Below are 16,293 nucleotides of genomic sequence, written 5' to 3'. Positions count from 1 at the left end.
AAAGTGATGGTGAAGAAAGGTAGTGATAAACAATATGCTCAAAAATACTCGTGGTTCATTAATTTGGTTGCGGCTCACTCGATTCACACATCAAAGTAACTTGTTATCCAATGATTTTTTAAAGAAATTTGATCTTACGACTGCACAATTTGATGTATTAATGCAAATATCAACCTACCAACCATTAACGCAAAGTGAGCTCGCAGAGAAAATTACGGTGACACAAGGCGGTATTTCGCGTATGCTCACTCGTCTTGAAAAAGAAGGGCTAATCGAACGGAAGCAAGATTGGAAAATAAAAACAATCTCGATAACGAAAAAAGGCCAAGAAAAACTGGATAATGCATTTGAAGCTCAGCTTGCATTTCAATCCTCTTTCTTTGATGATTGTTTATCAAAAGAAGAACAAAAAGTATTGTTTAGTCTCATATCTCGTGTACAAAAAAATAGCGAAAAAAAGAAATTGCTGAATAGGTAATTTTTTTTACAAAATCACTTGACTAGTAAAGTGATAGGGAGAAAGAACGAAAGAATCATGAATGGAAGAAAAATTAAAACAAATAAAGGAGAATTAACTATGGAAGCATATCGCATCGATACAACAAAAGGCCTGGAATTTGGACTATATTCATTGGGGGATCATATTCCCAACCCACTAACAGGTGAACAAATTTCAGCCCAACAACGAATCAATGAACTTATTGAAGCAAGTAAACTAGCAGAACAAGCAGGTATTGATGTATTTGGTGTCGGTGAGAGTCACCAAACGTACTTCACTACACAAGCACATACTGTTGTTTTAGGAGCCATTGCACAAGCGACAAAAAAGATTAAAATTACTAGCTCAGCAACAGTACTAAGTGTTTCTGATCCTGTACGTGTTTATGAGGATTTCGCCACAATCGATTTAATTTCAGATGGTCGTGCAGAGATCGTCGCTGGTCGTGGATCTCGTGTAGGTGCTTACCACTTACTTGGGGTTGATCTACAAGATTATGAGGAAATATTTGAAGAGAAATTAGAGCTACTAAAAAAAATAAATGAAGAACAGCGTATCACATGGCAAGGTGAATACCGTCCGTCACTACAAAATGCAGAAATTCTGCCGCAACCAAAAAATGGATCACTTCCAATTTGGCGTGCTGTAGGAGGGCCACCAGCAAGTGCCATTAAAGCAGGTTATATGGGAATTCCTATGATGCTAACTACATTAGGTGGACCAGCAATGAACTTTAAGCCTTCTGTTGAAGCCTATCGTGAAGCAGCGGAACGCAGTGGCTTTGATCCCAAAGCATTACCAATCGCAACAACAAGCTTATTTTACGTAGCAGATACAACACAAGAAGCATTACAAGGAATGTACCCACATATTAATGGGGGATTCCAAGCCATTCGTGGTGGTGGTTATCCAAAACAACAATTTGCTCAAGCACCTGATATACGTGATGCATTAATGGTTGGTAGCACCCAACAAATTATCGAAAAAATGCTTTACCAATATGAGCTTTACGGTATGCAACGTTTTATGGCACAACTTGACTTTGGTGGCGTTCCTTTTAAGAAAGTTATGAAAAACATTGAAATCATAGGGAATGAAATTATTCCAGCAATTAAAAAATATACAGCCTATTAAGTAAAGGGAATTCCATAAATTATTTATAAAGTAGGGAGAGATTATCTTATGAAAATCGTAGCGCTAGCCGGTTCTATCGTTGGCTCTAAAACTAAAACTGCAATGCTAAAAACAGTGGAACTGCTTGAACAAAAATATCCTGAACATGAGGTTATACTACTGGATTTAGCTGACTATAAATTGGAATTTAGTGATGGACGTAATTACTTTGAATATGAGGGAGACACAAAATACGTTACAGAGACAATTATGTTTTCAGATGCCATTATTATCGGGACCCCGACCTTCCAAGCATCGATTCCGGCAACATTAAAAAATATCTTTGATCTACTGCCAGTTAATGCATTCCGTGACAAGGTCGTAAGTATGGTCGTAACTGCAGGGACGGCAAAGCATTATTTAATGGTAGAGCAACAATTAAAACCTATCTTAGCGTATATGAAGGCTCACATCGTTCCAACGTATGTATTTATTGTAGAAAAAGACTTTTTACGCAAAGAAATCATAAACGATGATATTCTTTTCCGCTTAGACCGTTTGGTTGATGACACAGTACAAACTTTTAACGCAGATAGTATGATTCGTAAGGCAAAAGAAGACGAATATGGCTTTTAGTCCTGAAAAACGCCTGTTATCACAGGCGTTTTTGACCTAAGTCGAAATACTGCCTCTGTAATTATTAAATCTTTTTATGGTGAAATGAGTGACTGAATTTAATACACTCATAAAAAAGAAACTAGTAGTTAACTTTTTTCCTGATTAGCTACTAACACAAGAAGGATTGGAGTAAATTGTTGAAATTGTAAAATTTACTCCAATGGGAAGAGACCTACACTATGTTAGCCTTATAAAACAGTAAAAAAGTATAAAACATCTCGAATTCGAGATGTTTTAATTGAATATCATTGACACAATTATGTCACATATTATATTTTTGTTTCGAATCCGAGGGATATGAATTTAGGAAATATAGTTTCAAGGTAGTTTCTTACTTTAACTTGGATCTAAGTGATTGGTAAGGGGGTCTAAGTTTACAACGAAAACACTTTATGAAGAATCATAAGAGTGTTAGTTGGACTGGGTGTCGTAATTGACATACAAATTAGATATAAGCAAGGAGGGTTTCGATTGGAACAAATCAATCAGGAACAATTAAAAAAAGTAAGTTTTAACGAAGATATTTGCCGACGAAGCCAGAATATAGAAATTGGACGTTGGAGATTATGCGTCGATATGGATCAGTACAGTGCATGCAAACACTATATAGAGTGAAATAATTATATAGTGACGGGTTAAACTATTACTTATCGACCATAATAAACCTTCTTTAAATACATCAAAAGAAAAAAAGGAGTATGACATATGTCTACAACAGATAAAAGTTACGATACAGAAGTAACGCAAATTGAACATATCACGAAATTGGATGAATCATTACATCCGAAATCCAATCAGGCTAGGACTGTAAAGCCAAGAGACTATATTTTCATGTGGATGGGCGATGGAGTTAACATAGGGAATATGACGTTAGGAGCCAGTGTAATTATAGCGGGAGTGGCAACGTTAAATATCTTCCAAACAATGCTTGCAGCCCTTATCTCCATTGTAATTATTTCAACAGTTTTCGCATTGAATGATCGACTTGGTTATAAAAAAGGTATTCCATACGTTGTACAGCTTCGAATGTCATTCGGAATAAAAGGAACAATCATATCATCATTATTACGAGGTATACCTGCTATTGTCTGGTACGGTATTCAAAGTTGGATTGGTGGTACAGCATTAAATGAAATTGCAAAGAACGTTACAAATGGATCTTTTGATAATATTTTTGTTAGTTTCGTTATTCTTCAGCTGGTACAGATTGTCATCTCATTATTCGGCTTCCATGCAATTAAATGGGTAGAGACAGTTGCATCTGTTATTTTCACCATTGGGCTTATTTATGTATTTGGAATCCTGGTAACAAATTATGGCACTGAAATTACTCAAACATGGGTAAAAGCGGAAGGTTCATGGGGATTACCGTTCTTTGGATTCATTATGGTGTTTTTAGGAAACTATGCAGGTATCTTTGTTAGTGCTGGAGATTATTCTAGAGAGTTAAAAACTGGTCTAAGCAATAAAAAGCGGGGAGCATTATACTTTGTTCCAATTACACTTTCTTATGGTTTTGTGATTGTTATTGGTGCAATGTTAGCTTCTGCAACGGGTATAACGAATCCCGCAATCGCACTTCCAGTCGTTCTTGATAATGAAATTCTTGCTGTTGCAGTGTCTGCATTTATCGTCATTACAGTAATTGCAACAAATATGGTGGCAAACGTTTTTCCACCAACATATGTCATTCAATTGCTAACAAAATTAAATTACAAAGTTTCTGCTATTATAGCAGGATTGCTTGCTCTAGTGGCATTCCCTTGGTTACTTATACAAGAGTCATCAGCTGCAGGTCTAAACATGTTCGTTCTTATCTACTCAGCCTTCTTAGGACCAGTGATTTCAATACTATTAGTTGAGTATTTTATTTTAAGAAAAAGGAGAGTAGATACGGCAGATTTATACAATGAAGAAGGACCTTACAAAGGATATAACCCAGCAGGATTACTTGCGATGATTATTGGTGCAGCCGCTGCATTTATAGAGGTTGATTTGGCTTGGATCATTGGTTTAGTAGCAGGAGGAATAGCTTACTATCTTCTATCGAAATATGCCTTTAAAGGTTCGAGTTTCAAAAAAGGTACAATTTTCGAGAAATAAATATTTTTTTGCAATACCCCATCGAGAGTATCAGCACTCCCCCTTATGTTGGTATGACATTTAAAGGGAAAGTGAAAACTACAATTGTTGGTGGTCAAGTAGTGTTCGAAAACGGCCAACCGATAGAAAAATAAACAAGGGCCGGGATTTATTATTTTACATCCCAAGAAATTATGAAAATGAAAGAGAGGTATTATATTGACACCAAAGAAAACACAACATCAGATGCAAACAAACAAGAGATTTACAATTCCTTATTGGTGGAAAGTAGTTTTTGCTTTCACATTAGGATGGATGTTTATCAATGCCAATAAATATTTTTTGAATCCTATATTAGGGGAGATTGGCTTAGATTATAACCTGAATAATACCCAGCTTGGATTGGTCAATAGTATATTCTTTCTGACGTACACGATAGCGCAAATTCCAGCAGGAGCTTTTAGTGATAAATTTGGTAGGAAAAAGTTATTTGTCATCGGGTTTATTTTATATGGGATTTTGACAGGCGTCAGTGGTCTCATGGCTGGTTTCACAGGCTTTTTGGTAGCTCGTGCGTTTGCGGGACTTTCTTCTGCAACCTATTATGGTCCCCAATTCGCCCTATCATCTGAAGCAATTCCAGAAAAAAATAGAACGGTTGGAAGTGCCATTATTAATAGCGGATCGGGGATAGGGATTGCTTTCGGTTTTATCTTGTCGAGCACATTAGTGTTAGATAAGGGAATGAGTTGGAGCGTTCCGTTTTATATCTTCGGTGTGCTTACGGTTCTTGTCGGTATCCTTATTTCGATATTAGTAAAAGAAAAAAATCCAGAAAAGGTATCACAACAAAGTGAACAGCTAGAGAAATCGTTAGATAAAGGAAAAGAAAAAGTCACGATTTTATCTTTAATTAAAAATCGCAATTTGTTGATAACCTTTCTTGTCTTATTTTGTTCCATTTACGCTTTTACGGTCGTTGTCACCTGGTTGCCGAAGTTTTTGGAAACTGAAAGAGGCTTCCAAGGCAGTCAAGTTGGTTTGATATCAGCCTTGGTTCCATTGGCATCGATACCGGGAGCGCTTGCTGCAAGTTATATTTCGGATCGATTAGGTCGGAAGAAGCCTTTCGTTTTTGTGTTGATTCCAATTGCAGCGATTGCATTGTGGGCAACCGTCTATGTGCATAGTACAGCGCTATTGATCACGGCATTATTGGTTTATGGGTTATTTGGCAAGATAGCGCTGGATCCGATTCTGATTTCATCTGTATCTGAAAATGTTGATAAATCAGCGTATGGACTTGCTTTTAGTCTCTTTAACTTTATGGGGATGATGTCGTCGGTTATCGCTCCCTGGTTCGTTGGTTTTCTTGCCGATAAAACAGGCAGCATGGCTACAGGGTTTTACTCAGCGGTCATTGTGCTGGCTATAGGGCTCGTCCTTATGATGTTCTTTAAAGAAGGACCAAAAGTGAAGGAATTGGGTGCATAAATAATATCTAATAAAAAGCAAACTAATAACAATCGAAAGGGCAGATAAATATGAAAGATTTAACAAGGGAAGTTGCTCACCTAGTCGACTGGCTAGGTGAATATGGTAAAGATCCAGAAGGTGGTGTTACTCGACTACTTTATTCAAACGAGTGGATTGAGGCACAAAAAGCGTTAAAAGAATTAATGCAGGAAGATGGATTGACAACTCGTTATGATGAGATTGGAAATTTATATGGACGTTTAGAAGGAAGTAAGTATAAAGATGAAACCATTTTAACTGAATCTCATGTAGATACAGTTAAAAATGGCGGTAAATTAGACGGTGCATATAGATTCAAACCTTCTAATTCGTATGATGAATTAGAAGGTTTTTCTATTAAAGTTTATTACTAATTGAGGATTATTGGAGATCCCTTTTTACTAAATAAAGTCTCTTGTACTATAAAAGCTCAAATTTACGAATTTGATTCATCCAAAAAAATGTAACTTAAAGCCTTTTCTTACCGTATTCTCTGTTTTCTCATCCACTGCGTTGCAACCCATTTCTCACCAGTGATAACAGGTGTACCAGCATGTAAAGTTAACTCGTTTAAAGTTTGATCATTATAGAAATACTCGAAATAAACAGCCATTCCTTTTTTAGGAGATACGGAAATATTTAGTTTAGGGAAAAGAGTTTCTCCACCTTCTTCTACATCATTTAAATACATAACGAGCGTACTAATTCTATTATTGCTTGCTGCTTTACTTGTGGAAGAAAAGAAATCGTAATGCGCTTTATACTCTTGTCCTGGCGTATATCGAAGGATTTGAAGGCCTTCTCCGTGTTCAATCGGTATATTCATAATAGAGGAGATTCTTTTTTCGACTCTAGCGACAATTTCGTTTTCACTTTCTTCAATAAACATGCTGCTACTTGTTCTCAGTTCATTTACTTGGCGTGTCTCTCCGATTTTCGATCGTTTCATTTTATCCTTGGATAATCTGATTAGTTCCTCGCACTCTTCGTCACTTAATACATTTCCTAACATTACGATCAATGGCTCTTCTAATCTAGTAACTATGTCAATCTCTCTATCTGTAATTATTTTATTCCCAACGTGATCAAATATAGTTTGCTCTTTTTTCTCCGTTCTCATCTGCGAAGCTCCTCTTAAACAATTATTTTTTTAGACAACTACATTTTGGGTAATATATATACGTAGTAACGCCATTCTTTTACATCTTATGGAATTAATTTGAATTTATTTTATCATAGAATTTTTATATATCGCAACTTTGTGAAAAAATTCTCAAAGTGGTTTTTGGGACTAAAGGAGCTAATTGAGAAAAAAGTAGATAAGTTTTAAAGAAAATAGATGTTTTAAAGTGTTGTAGAAAGAATTTTTATGGAGTTGAATATAAGAAAAATATTTTAAATGTATCTGTTTGCTAGTTTGGCATCTATCTATATAGGGGGTGGATAAGAGTAAATGGTTCTCTAATGAATGGCTATTAATTTTACGTGACAAAATGTCATTATGGATATTTACATTTTGTCAAAATCATTAACAGAAGATTACTACAGAGAATACAACATATGATTAAAAGATATTGTTGTACAAGCTGAACGAAATCCTTTTTTCAAAAACAAAACATGCCTCGACGACTTCGCTCACGTAACTAAATGTGCAGTGAACGAGTGGCTGTAAACCCCTCCCATTTTAAAAATAAAATATCACCTTTTAGGTAGGAAATGTTTGGTTGATCACCGGTCAGATATGGGTACTTTTTGACATACCGAATTTGACAAATACTAAACAAATGAAGAATACCGTACATTGAAAACTTTATTTTAAATTATCACTGCTACAAGGATACTTATCTTATCCTGTTTTTTGGGGATGTATAATCCACTCTCATGATAGACAAATTAAAAATAAATTGTAATACGGTACAAAGAAATGATGCGCAATGAAAACGTATGATGTTTTTTTATAGGTTATGTGTGGCTACACATTCTCGTATTCGTTTTCATCTTATAATACCCATTTGAAGTTTAGATATTGCTGTTAGAGAGGTGAAGTTGATGACTAAAACAGATGTTAAAAAAGTGAGAAAGGGTATAGGCTTAGGGGCTACTTCTGCTATTGCGTGGGGCGTAGACACGGTTATCATTGGTTTTATCATTGCTAGTACGCCATTTAAAGAAGCAGTGATGCTTGCACCACTTATTGCTGCGTTCATGCATGATTTTTTCTCTTCACTTTGGATATCTTTACTTATGATTGTAAAGGGCGAATTTATAAATGTCTTAAAGTTGTTTAAAACAAAGAGTGGCGCTATTTTAGTATTAGGCGCATTGTCAGGTGGACCTTTGGCTATGAGCTTTTATTTTCTTGGTATCCAATTTGCTGGAGTAACTTATGCAGCAAGTATCGCTTCTATATTTCCTGGTATCGGAGCGGTGCTTGCCTTCTTTTTTTTGAAGGAGAAAATGAACAAAAAAACTTGGTCTGGTGTTGCTTTGAGTATTATAGGAGTAATTGTATTAGCCTATATACCAACCAAGTTTGACAGCGAAAGTAACTTTTTTATCGGTATATTGTTTTCATTAGGGGCTGCTATATTTTGGGGAATTGAAGGAGTAATCGGCGCTTGGGGGATGAGAGGAAGAGATGTCGTTCCTTTATACGCGATTAATATAAGGCAAATTACTTCTGCCCTCAGTTACGCGATTATAATTGTACCATTTATTCATGGCTATCCTTTAGTATTTGAAGCGGCGACATCTAATATTATATGGGTTATCGTCATTGCAGGTTTTTTAGGAACTGCTAATTACTCTTTATACTATTCATCCATAAATATAATCGGGGCAGCAAGGGGACAATCACTCAATAATACGTATGTGTTTTGGGCAATCGTAACCGAGATTGTGTTTATTGGAACCCCAGTTAATTTACAATTTGTTGTAGGTGCGATTATCGTACTTTTAGGTTCTATACTCGTATCAGGAAACCTAAAAAAGTAAGAAAATGATTAGGTCAAGACAATGAGGTCGGTATTTTATACAATGTAATTACAAGTTGATTATTCAAATTTGAGGTGATTAAAATAGCAGACATTAAGTTCGAAATCATAGAACATATTGGTGTGATTTCAGAATCAGCAAAAGGATGGACAAGAGAGCTAAATATTATTAGCTGGAATGGCAAGGAACCGAAATATGATTTACGGGATTGGGCACCTAATAAAGAAAAGATGGGAAAAGGGATTACATTATCCAATGAAGAAATAAATTCTTTAAAGCAACTATTAATAGAATTAGCATAAAAAGTGAAAAGTATTTGTATCGTGGCGGAACAGAAGGGAACTATTAAATAATAGAGCCCTTTCCATTCCGGAGGCGTTGCCCTTGAAGAAAATGATAAACTCATTTCTTGGAGGTTGGGGCTATGAGGTATTTGGTACTCATATTTTTTCATTTGGATTAACGGCATTCATATTAATGGGCGCGAGCATTATTTCATACCTAATTCCAGATAAACTCAAGCCGCGAATCATTAAACAATATAAACTTATAGAATTACGCGTAACAGATCATAATACTCAAAAGGAAACTGGTACAGGGCTCGTTCTGGTAGACTTTTTTGCAACTTGGTGTGGACCTTGTAAAATGCTTGCTCCAATATTGGAAGAACTGGATTCAGAAATAGGACACAAAGCCAAAATCGTGAAAATAGATGTGGAAGAAAGCGGAGTACCTGTTCTATGAAAATAACCATTATCCCTTGTCATTAATTAGGTTAAGTAATCTATGATTAATGATGTTTAACATTCCATTATATTTCTCAAAATCTTCAGCTGAATAATGTTCCAGGCTTTTTAAGTAATTTCCGTATTCTTGTTGATCTAACTTCTTATGATAGTCATAAACTAAATGCCCTTTTGGTGTTAATTCAATAATCAATTCTCGATAATTTTCTGGATTTCGATATTTAACTACTAAATCTTTTTTTATGAGTTTATCAACTATTTGAGAGACAGCACTTTTAGTTCGGTTATTAATTTCTGCAATTTCTGTAGTAGTTGTTTTTATTTTTTCTCCAATTAAATTGAGTGTATGTGCCTCTATCATATACAGTTCCTCTTCTGTGCCATACTTTCTCGGTATATTCTCGTAGGAATTGAGTAACCTTGAAGTTTCATAAAGCGTTTCTATTAGTTCATAAAAGGTTTTCTCTTTATCCATCATACATACCCTCTTTTAATTTGACTAAGTTGTACCAACTTACTCCACCATGTTGGGATTCAGATAAGCCGTGGTTATCAAATCCATGTTTTTCATAAAAAGAAATCAATTCCTGTTTACATGTTAAAGTAATTCCTTCTCTCTCATTTTCTTTCACAAGCTCTTCCATTTTCTCAAGTAAAACCTTGGCAATGCCTTGATTTCTAGCTTTTTTGGATACTGCTAATCCTAAAATACTTTGATAGCCACCTGTTTTTGGGTTTTCTTTGATTTCTTCGAAAAGATCATCTGTTATATATGGTTGGTGAATTATAGGACCGTTAATGTACCCAAGAATTTCTTCATTCTTTTCTGCCACAATAAAACTATCAGCTATCAACTGAATTCTCTCTATAAAAGCTTCCTTTGTAGCAGCTTCTTCTTTTGAAAAGCCTTCATTTTCAATACATAATAGCTGTTCTAAATCTGTCGTTTGAACGTTTCTTAATATAAGCATCTTTTCCAAACCCCTTTTATCTAGATTAATCAATAAAATAATACTTTCTGCTGCTAACAAGACGAAAGAATAGTATCAACTTAAGCATCAGTTTAGCACCTTAAATGATAATAGTTTATGATCTTACTAATGGTTTGTCAAGAAGTGTACTCCTTTATAAAATGATTCCACTTATCAAATTTAATTACTTTTTATCCTAATTTTTTTCTCGTCCGTTTGCTTTTTCATTTTGACTATTTCATGTTTATTCATTGTAAATACAAATATCCCGTAGGATAAACTTTTTAAGTGTCTATTCTACAGGTATATTTTTTATCTTCTGAGACAGCTTTTTGCATTTTATAGTTTCAATGCTTCTCGATTCACTTTTTCCATAAATTCTTGTACTACTTTATTATTACTTTTTTCGCTACCCAATTTAAGCATAGCTCTCCCTACAAAATTTACTCCTTTATTTTGCCCCTCGTAAATGAACTTTGTATGATTGTCATCTATTTTATGCAATGTAAAACTAAGAGTAATTTCAAAAGCTTTTCCTAATACAAAGCTAATTTCTTTATGTTTTTTCTCTGGTGAGTCTTCGTATGCTAATGTTTCAACGATATATGTCTCTACCCTTTTTCCTTCTCGATAACTTTGTCTATGTTTCGCTCCTACCTCATTTTCCTGCTTTTCTATTAGCACGTGATCTTCCACTTTGTCCATAATTTTATGAATGTTTGTATCCATAAATAAGCTCCATACTTCTTCAATATTAACCTCTATTATTGTTTCTTCTTTCCACTTAATCATGCTTCATTCTCCCTTCCTGACTCAAGAAATTCATCTAGTTCATTTAATTTGGCTGTTAGATTATCTATTTGAAGCGAGATAGCATTTCTTTTTTGTTGTAATAGCTTCTCTAAATTGGTAAACGATTCATCCTCCATAACAGAAACCATTTCTTGTATAGTAAATCCAAAACCTCTCAGTTTCACTAAAAGGATAGCTAGAAAATAGCTCCCATCGTCGTAATATCGGTATTTATTAACAGGATCAATGTATGCTGGTTCCAGTAATTTCACTTCTGCATAATATCGTAAGGTCTCCTTGCTTAACCCTGTAAGCTTTGCAAATTCACTTATTTTATACATTCTGTGCCTCCCATTTTATTATAAACTGTGGGGTGCACCACAGAGTCAATCCATTTAGTTTAAATATATCTCATTGTATAATAGATATAGCAAATTATTCAGAGTACTTAATAAAAGAAAGGTATGCAAAATAAAAATGGAAAACAAAATTGAAGAACTAACATTACTTCTACTTTATTTAACGTCTTGGAAGGAAGAAGAATTTTCGGATACAATGCGAAGAAGCTGGAAGGGCTATTCATTTGACGCACTAAATCAATTGACGGACCAGGATTATTTGCGTGGTGATAAAAAATCAAAATCTGTTTATTTAACAGAAGCGGGAATCGAGGAAGCAAAGAAGCTAATGGAGAAATATTTTGTGGGAGAGATGTATCGTGAATAATTTAGTCGCTTTTAGTGAACTGCATCAATATTTATCGAATTTTAACATGAGGTTGATGCTTGCCGAAAAGAATTTAATTATTGGGTATAAACCATTTTCTTATGCCGGAATGCAACCCAAGTTCGCTACGTTAAATGGAAGTAAAAATTATCAATGTTTAATCCTTCATGTGGCGCCTGGAGATAAAGAGACCGATCTAGGTGAAAGTCTTCAGCAAAAAATTCAGGAGGAGCTAGGTTTTGTTTTTACTGAACTAAGAAAGTTCAAATTGAAAAATAATGAAGTAGCTATACCTCTGGAAGTATTGGACTCCAAGGAAAAAATGAATATTTTAAAAGAGTTTATATTACAAACCTTTGAATCTAGGAAAAAATAAAGATTGGAGGATTATGCATATGAAGTGTGGAGCAAAGTGCTTTACTGTTCAAGCAGAAATTAATGGCGAGATGCAAACGATACCAGTATCAGCAAGGACTTCGATTCAAGCTCGGAAAGTTGTACGACTAGAATATGGTGAACAATTAAAGGTTATTGCTGTTCAATTAAAACAGATGAGTTAGATGAATTCTAGTTATTTGAGTTCCTGTCTTTCCTTTAAGCGTTATTAAAGAGAAAGGACAACTAGTGTAGTGTAACGATAATATTGTACCAAAAAAGGAGGAGTATGATGCCGGTTAATTCTTTTGAAAATTATCCGATGAGCTGGAAGCCGTCGATTGATCGAACGAAAAAGCCAATTTATCAAGTACTTGCTAACCAATTGGAGCAGGATATATTAAACGGGGTTTTATTACCGGGGACAAAACTTCCTCCACAGCGAGAACTGGCCGATTATTTGGATTTAAATTTGAGTACCATTTCCAAAGCATTTAAGGAGTGTGTGTTAAAGGGCTTATTAAGTACATCTGTTGGAAGTGGCACATTTGTATCTTATGATGCCTTATCGAATGCCTATTTACTGGAGGAAGCGAAACCGAAAAATTTAATTGAAATGGGAGCAACATTACCAGATAATGCTTCTTATGAGCCGCTAGTGCTTCAACTGAAAAGTATGCTGCAAGAGACGGATTACGAAAAATGGTTTGGTTATGGACGAGCAGGCGAAAGTCTTTGGCAGAAGGATGCCGCTATTAAGTTAATCCGCAGAGGAGGGTTTGAAACAACGGTTGATCATATTTTGTTTGCAAATGGGGGACAAAATGCAATGGCTGCTACATTGGCTAGTCTTTGTCAGCCAGGAGATCGTATTGGTGTCGATCATCATACATACCCAGGCTTAAAAACTGCTGCATCCATGCTTAGTGTGAAAATAGTTCCGATAAAATCGGAGAACGAAGAAATGAGTGCAGCTGCCTTTGAATATGCTTGTAAAAATGAGAATATTAAAGGTATTTACTTGATTCCTGATTATCATAATCCGACAGCTTGCCGTATGTCTGTAAAAAATCGAAAAGAGATTGCTGCTATTGCCAAAAAGTATAATCAATTCATTATTGAAGATGCGACATACCATCTCCATGACAAAGAACCATTTCCAGCAATCGCATCTTTTGCACCTGAACGAGTTATCCATATAGCCAGTTTATCGAAATCCATAGCACCGGGGTTACGACTCGCCTATGTTGCAACGCCGATTCAATTCAAGGAGCTAATTTCAAAAGCACTTTATAACTTAAATATTTCAGTCTCCCCTTTGCTAGCAGAACTTGCAGCACGTACGATCGTATCGAATGAGTTTGAAGTATTAATTGAGAATCATCGAGAAGAAACAATTCGTAGAAACCAAGTCTTCAATCGATTTTTAGCAGACTATACAAGTTTAGGTAATGAAGCGGGCATCTTTCGCTGGTTACGGTTACCAGGCAACATTACAGGGGCTGAATTTGAAAAACTAGCCGCCGAGAATGGGGTACAAGTGTATGCTGCGGAACGTTTTGTAGTTGGGAATAGTTGTCCAGAAAGAGCAGTAAGGATTGCTGTCTGTGCACCTGAAACAATGGAAGAGCTTGAGCAAGGATTGTCTATCATTAAACGTTTACTAAATAATCTTAGCTAATATTGTTCGCCATACACTTATGATGTTGTATGGCTTTTTTGTGCATGTTATCATGATTCAAATCCAGTTGGAATCTTTTTAGGATTATCTTTCTAGAAAGGTAGATACTTGAGTAAACTTTTAAAATGATTATTAAATTGGAGGAAGAAGGTATTCACTATGGTTGGTAAAACGAAAGTCTCTGCAGAAGCGTACATAAATGATCCGGAAAAACAGAAACAATTATATAAACGGACATTATTCATTATCGTTATCTCCCAAATGTTCGGTGGTGCAGGATTAGCTGCCGGAATAACAGTGGGAGCATTGCTTGCACAACAAATGCTTGGTACGGGTGCGTTTGCAGGTATTCCTGCTGCTTTATTTACGTTAGGTTCAGCAGGTGCTGCATTAGTAGTAGGAAGACTTTCTAATCGTTATGGAAGACGCAGGGGGTTATCCACAGGCTTTATAGTAGGTGGACTTGGAGCAATAGGTGTGGTGTTTGCCGCTGTCTTCAATAGTGTGTTTTTATTATTCGCTTCCTTACTCGTATATGGGGCAGGTACTGCAACAAATTTACAGGCCCGTTATGCAGGTACAGATTTAGCAACGAAAAAGCAACGGGGAACTGCTGTCAGTATAGCGATGGTCTCCACGACGCTTGGTGCAGTTGCAGGTCCAAACTTAGTAGGTGTGATGGGAAATGTTGCGCATTCTATTGGTGTTCCAGAACTCGCAGGTCCCTTCATTTTATCCGCAGCAGCATTTATATCGGCAGGGATTTTTTTGTTTATCTTTTTACGTCCTGATCCATTCATTATCGCATTAGAAATAAATGCAAATAAAGAAAGTACGGAATCTAAAGAGGTTTCGGAACCGAATCAAATAAATAAAAAAGGAATTATGGTTGGAGCTATCATTATGGTACTTAGTCAGATTGTGATGGTTTCCATTATGACGATGACGCCTATTCATATGGGGCATCATGGCCATGCTTTAGGAGCAATCGGACTTGTTATTGGTTTCCACGTCGGCTCCATGTACTTACCCTCACTCTTCACAGGAATTCTTGTTGACAAGATTGGTCGACCTGCCATGGCGATTGCTTCTGGAGTGACATTACTTATGTCAGGAGTTGTAGCAGCGATTGCGCCAGGAGATTCTATATTCTTCATGATTGTTGCACTTTCTTTACTTGGTATAGGATGGAATTTAGGTTTGATAAGTGGTACAGCTTTAATTATTGATTCAACAGAACCTTCAACACGTGCAAAAACGCAAGGTACAGTAGATGTTTTTATTGCTTTAGCAGGTTCAGCAGGCGGTGCTATGTCTGGTATGGTTGTTGCTGGTTCCAGTTATGAGATGTTATCTCTTGCTGGGGGAATTTTGTCCTTAATCCTTATTCCAATCGTCGTATGGTCTATTGGCAGTAAAAATAAACAGCAGCAATCTTTAAAAGAAGCACCTTTAAAAGTAAAGGGATGAAGGCACATGTAGTTTGGGGAAAATTAGTGTTTTAAGCTATTGGAGAGGTGGTAAACAGATAATAAGCTGATTTTCATATAGTAAGTTTGGCTTTTAGTTAAAAGAATAAAATTAATATAAAATAGGAGGAATTTTTGATGAATGAAATTAAAGTCTATACAACAAATACTTGCCCATATTGTACAATGATGAAAAATTTCTTAAACGAGAAAGGACTTCCTTTTGAAGAAGTAAACGTCCAACAAGATCCTATTGCTGCCGATCAATTAGTAAAAACAACAGGTGAAATGGGAGTTCCGCAAACTGAAATAAATGGCCAATGGGTACTAGGATTTGATCCGGAAAAAGTGTTGCAACTAGTCAAGTAAGCTACTTCTGATGTATGGTTGATTGATAAGAAGGGGTGCTTAGATTAATTAGAATATTAAAGTCACCTCAGCCGAATTAATGCATTGGAAAGAAGTAATAAAATGTAAGCGTCAAATAATGCCTCTCTTTGAATTAAGGGCAATATTTGACGCTTTCTTTTTTTGTATAAGGAAAATTATATATCGTTATAAACTTTTTCGTATTGGAGATAAAGAGAAAGCAGTATTACTATTGAAAATAGAAAGAATAATTAAAATTTAAATGAGATACAAATGAATATAC

19 protein-coding genes and 2 pseudogenes are annotated in these 16,293 nt (G+C 35.6%); 16 read left to right on the top strand and 5 right to left on the bottom strand.

The window, feature by feature from the left end; genetic code table 11:
• Nucleotides 1-34 precede the first annotated feature (34 nt).
• From ACIQ38_RS10000 to ACIQ38_RS09970, 7 genes and pseudogenes are all read left to right on the top strand, one after another.
• Nucleotides 35-478: a MarR family winged helix-turn-helix transcriptional regulator gene (locus ACIQ38_RS10000; RefSeq protein WP_402821747.1), complete on the top strand. Its 444-nt coding sequence runs from the start codon at nt 35-37 to the stop codon at nt 476-478.
• Nucleotides 479-577: 99 nt separating this feature from the next.
• Nucleotides 578-1,633, top strand: a complete 1,056-nt coding sequence (locus tag ACIQ38_RS09995) for an LLM class flavin-dependent oxidoreductase (RefSeq protein WP_402821744.1) — start codon at nt 578-580, stop codon at nt 1,631-1,633.
• A 48-nt stretch (nt 1,634-1,681) separates the two neighbouring features.
• The gene (locus ACIQ38_RS09990; RefSeq protein WP_402821742.1) at nt 1,682-2,248 is read left to right on the top strand and encodes an NADPH-dependent FMN reductase; all 567 of its coding nucleotides are present in this window, start codon (nt 1,682-1,684) and stop codon (nt 2,246-2,248) included.
• A 513-nt stretch (nt 2,249-2,761) separates the two neighbouring features.
• Entirely contained in the window at nt 2,762-2,905 is a 144-nt protein-coding gene (locus ACIQ38_RS09985; protein ID WP_402821739.1) for a hypothetical protein, read from the top strand.
• 90 nt (nt 2,906-2,995) lie between these two features.
• Nucleotides 2,996-4,393: an NCS1 family transporter gene (locus ACIQ38_RS09980; protein ID WP_402821737.1), complete on the top strand. Its 1,398-nt coding sequence runs from the start codon at nt 2,996-2,998 to the stop codon at nt 4,391-4,393.
• Nucleotides 4,394-4,591: 198 nt separating this feature from the next.
• A complete protein-coding gene (locus ACIQ38_RS09975; protein WP_402821734.1) occupies nt 4,592-5,866 on the top strand; it encodes an MFS transporter in 1,275 nt (424 codons plus the stop codon).
• 50 nt (nt 5,867-5,916) lie between these two features.
• Nucleotides 5,917-6,198 (top strand): annotated as a pseudogene (locus ACIQ38_RS09970) (Zn-dependent hydrolase); the annotation flags it as partial.
• Nucleotides 6,199-6,368: 170 nt separating this feature from the next.
• Here the strand turns inward: ACIQ38_RS09970 and ACIQ38_RS09965 are convergent.
• Nucleotides 6,369-7,007: a 2OG-Fe(II) oxygenase gene (locus ACIQ38_RS09965; RefSeq protein ID WP_402821731.1), complete on the bottom strand. Its 639-nt coding sequence runs from the start codon at nt 7,005-7,007 to the stop codon at nt 6,369-6,371.
• 929 nt (nt 7,008-7,936) lie between these two features.
• Between ACIQ38_RS09965 and ACIQ38_RS09960 the strand changes: the two genes are divergently transcribed.
• The 3 genes and pseudogenes from ACIQ38_RS09960 to ACIQ38_RS09950 form a co-directional block, all read left to right on the top strand.
• Nucleotides 7,937-8,881: a DMT family transporter gene (locus ACIQ38_RS09960; protein ID WP_402821728.1), complete on the top strand. Its 945-nt coding sequence runs from the start codon at nt 7,937-7,939 to the stop codon at nt 8,879-8,881.
• Nucleotides 8,882-8,964: 83 nt separating this feature from the next.
• The gene (locus tag ACIQ38_RS09955) at nt 8,965-9,183 is read left to right on the top strand and encodes a YdbC family protein (protein ID WP_402822546.1); all 219 of its coding nucleotides are present in this window, start codon (nt 8,965-8,967) and stop codon (nt 9,181-9,183) included.
• 247 nt (nt 9,184-9,430) lie between these two features.
• Nucleotides 9,431-9,607 (top strand): annotated as a pseudogene (locus ACIQ38_RS09950) (thioredoxin domain-containing protein); the annotation flags it as partial.
• Nucleotides 9,608-9,634: 27 nt separating this feature from the next.
• On the opposite strand, the gene ACIQ38_RS09945 reads toward ACIQ38_RS09950, so the two are convergent.
• The 4 genes from ACIQ38_RS09945 to ACIQ38_RS09930 form a co-directional block, all read right to left on the bottom strand.
• On the bottom strand, nt 9,635-10,105 hold the full coding sequence (locus ACIQ38_RS09945; protein WP_402821725.1) for a MarR family winged helix-turn-helix transcriptional regulator: 471 nt from the start codon (nt 10,103-10,105) through the stop codon (nt 9,635-9,637).
• Nucleotides 10,095-10,598: a GNAT family N-acetyltransferase gene (locus ACIQ38_RS09940; protein ID WP_402822543.1), complete on the bottom strand. Its 504-nt coding sequence runs from the start codon at nt 10,596-10,598 to the stop codon at nt 10,095-10,097. The genes ACIQ38_RS09945 and ACIQ38_RS09940 overlap by 11 nt, the downstream gene beginning before the upstream one ends.
• Nucleotides 10,599-10,937: 339 nt before the next feature.
• Nucleotides 10,938-11,390: an SRPBCC family protein gene (locus ACIQ38_RS09935; RefSeq protein WP_402821722.1), complete on the bottom strand. Its 453-nt coding sequence runs from the start codon at nt 11,388-11,390 to the stop codon at nt 10,938-10,940.
• Nucleotides 11,387-11,731, bottom strand: a complete 345-nt coding sequence (locus ACIQ38_RS09930; RefSeq protein WP_402821719.1) for a MerR family transcriptional regulator — start codon at nt 11,729-11,731, stop codon at nt 11,387-11,389. The genes ACIQ38_RS09935 and ACIQ38_RS09930 overlap by 4 nt, the downstream gene beginning before the upstream one ends.
• Nucleotides 11,732-11,867: 136 nt before the next feature.
• Between ACIQ38_RS09930 and ACIQ38_RS09925 the strand changes: the two genes are divergently transcribed.
• The 6 genes from ACIQ38_RS09925 (at nt 11,868) to ACIQ38_RS09900 (ending at nt 16,010) form a co-directional block, all read left to right on the top strand.
• Nucleotides 11,868-12,116 (top strand): DUF6429 family protein, encoded by a 249-nt coding sequence (locus tag ACIQ38_RS09925; protein ID WP_402821716.1) that lies wholly within the window; start codon nt 11,868-11,870, stop codon nt 12,114-12,116.
• A complete protein-coding gene (locus ACIQ38_RS09920; protein ID WP_402821713.1) occupies nt 12,109-12,492 on the top strand; it encodes a hypothetical protein in 384 nt (127 codons plus the stop codon). Before ACIQ38_RS09925 ends, ACIQ38_RS09920 begins: the two co-directional genes overlap by 8 nt.
• A 19-nt stretch (nt 12,493-12,511) precedes the next feature.
• The gene (locus tag ACIQ38_RS09915; RefSeq protein ID WP_402821710.1) at nt 12,512-12,676 is read left to right on the top strand and encodes a hypothetical protein; all 165 of its coding nucleotides are present in this window, start codon (nt 12,512-12,514) and stop codon (nt 12,674-12,676) included.
• A gap of 107 nt (nt 12,677-12,783) precedes the next feature.
• Entirely contained in the window at nt 12,784-14,172 is a 1,389-nt protein-coding gene (locus ACIQ38_RS09910) for an aminotransferase-like domain-containing protein (RefSeq protein WP_402821707.1), read from the top strand.
• Between the two features lie 159 nt (nt 14,173-14,331).
• Nucleotides 14,332-15,642 carry an MFS transporter gene (locus ACIQ38_RS09905; RefSeq protein ID WP_402821704.1) on the top strand — a complete coding sequence of 437 codons (1,311 nt, stop codon included), beginning with the start codon at nt 14,332-14,334 and terminating at the stop codon, nt 15,640-15,642.
• Between the two features lie 137 nt (nt 15,643-15,779).
• Entirely contained in the window at nt 15,780-16,010 is a 231-nt protein-coding gene (locus ACIQ38_RS09900) for a glutaredoxin family protein (RefSeq protein WP_402821701.1), read from the top strand.
• Nucleotides 16,011-16,293 lie beyond the last annotated feature (283 nt).

The sequence above is a fragment of the Psychrobacillus sp. NPDC096389 genome (assembly GCF_044762855.1).
GTDB lineage: Bacteria > Bacillota > Bacilli > Bacillales_A > Planococcaceae > Psychrobacillus.
The sequence above is the reverse complement of the archived record's forward strand: the minus strand, read 5'-3'. Positions and strand labels throughout refer to the sequence as shown.